The sequence below is a fragment of the Collinsella aerofaciens genome (genome assembly GCF_018785265.1).
Lineage (GTDB): Bacteria > Actinomycetota > Coriobacteriia > Coriobacteriales > Coriobacteriaceae > Collinsella > Collinsella aerofaciens_AI.
In genome coordinates, this window is record NZ_WQPK01000031.1 from 1 (window position 1) to 1771 (window position 1771).

Sequence of the window (1771 nt, forward strand, 5' to 3'; positions counted from 1 at the left end):
GCCACCGCCGCCGAGCTCGTGAGGTGGCTGTGGGCCCTCGGCGCGATGTGCCGGGAGGCAACCGAATAGACATAGCCCCCATTACAGTTTGAGTTGTCCGAAAGGGCGGCTCTTTTCCGTTGCACGGCTATACGATTGAGCCGTACCGGTGGTCGCTGGCCGACCGCCCCGGACGGCCGTCAGCCCCTGCCCCGTAGAGGGCCCGGGACGTGTTGCCGCCGGGGCGGGAGGGGCCGCGGGGAACGACTGATAGAGATGTGCCGGGCCCGGACCGGGCCACGGCCGGGTAATGTGGGTGTCGCTTCCGCGGCTAACGGCCGGCTCAAGGGAGAGGATACACCATGCCTGCAGCAGAGACGCCCGTGGCCTACCTGGGGATCGACGTCGGGAAGAGCTCGCACAGCGCGTGCGCGCTCGATGCGGGAGGAGGCGTCGCCTTCAGGGCCGAGCTGGCAAACAGGCCCGACGACATCGACCGGCTGCTCGAGCGGGCCGGCTCCGGCGCGCTGGTCGTCGTCGACCAGAAGCGAAACATCGGCGCGCTGGTCCTCGCGCGCGCCCATGCGCACGGGAACCCCTGCGCCTACCTGCCCGGATATGCCGAGAAGCAGGCCCGCGGGATGTTCCCCGGCATCGCGAAGACCGACGCCATCGACGCCGAGGTGATCGCGCGCACCGCGCTCGGCGTGCCCCGCGCCCTCAGGCCGGCGCCCGAGGAGCCCGAGGGGGCCGCCTCGCTGCGGATCCTGTCGTCGCAGCGCGAGTTCGCGTCGTCCGCCAGGACCCGCGCGAAGAACAGGCTGCGCGCGACCCTGCTCGAGGCCGACCCCGCGCTCGAGGGCGCGGTCGACCCGTCGAGCCGCTGGCAGGTGTCGATGCTGGCCGAGTTCGGCGGGGCCGCCGGGTGCTCGGCCGCCGGCTGGCGCAGTTTCTCGAACGCAGCCAGGCGCGCGGGCGCCCCCGCGGCGGGGGCCAGGAGGCTCTGGGAGGCGCTGCTGGCCTCGTCGCGCTCGGGAAGGCGGCTCCCGGCCGGCGAGGACGTCGCGGTCCGGATGCTCGCCCGGGAGATAGCCTCCCTCGACGCCGACATCGAGGAGCTCGACTCGCTCGTGGCCGACTCACTGGCGGGCGACGAGGTCTACGAGTGCCTCCTCACGGTGCCCGGGATCGGCCCCAAGACCGCCGCGGCGCTGGTGACGTCGATCGACATATCCGCCTTCAGGGGGCACGACGAGCTCGCGAGCTATTGCGGCGTGGCGCCGTCAGACAGGCGCTCCGGGAGCAGCATCAGGTCGACGTCGCCTCAGCACGGCGGGAACAGGCAGCTCAAGAACCTGCTCATATTCAGCTGCAACTCCCTCATCGGCACGGACAACAGGTTCGGGAGGTACTACGGGGAGTGCAGGGCGAGGGGGATGAGGCACAGCAAGGCGCTGAAGGCGGTCGCGAGGAAGAGGCTCAAGGTCATATATGCGATCATGCGCGACGCCGTCCCGTACGCGGCCTAGCGGACGGCGGGATCAACCGAAGAGGAAACCAAGCGGGGGCGCCAGGCGCCCGGATGCGTCATGCCGAAATGGCGCGAAGCACGCGGTTGACAAAACTATAGAGACACGTCCCGGCGAGCCGGGCAGCCTTCGGGGATACCCCCGCTTTCGCTGGGCGCGCGGCAGCGGCCGCATGCGCGTAGTCAGACTTGGGGAACCCCGCCGAAGGAATGGAGTGCGGGCCGACAGAACGGTATCCGCGGATATGAGACTGAGCCGAAGGC

At 70.4% G+C, this 1771-nt stretch carries 1 protein-coding gene; it reads left to right on the forward strand.

Annotated elements, in window-relative coordinates; genetic code table 11:
* Window positions 1-341 precede the first annotated feature (341 nt).
* A complete protein-coding gene (locus GPK42_RS05625) occupies window positions 342-1508 on the forward strand; it encodes an IS110 family RNA-guided transposase (RefSeq protein WP_195504013.1) in 1167 nt (388 codons plus the stop codon).
* The last annotated feature ends 263 nt before the right edge of the window (window positions 1509-1771 follow it).

Coding starts and splice junctions, on each gene's coding strand:
- GPK42_RS05625 (WP_195504013.1), top strand. CDS start 342: ATGCCTGCAGCAGAGACGCCCGTGGCCTACCTGGGGATCGACGTCGGG.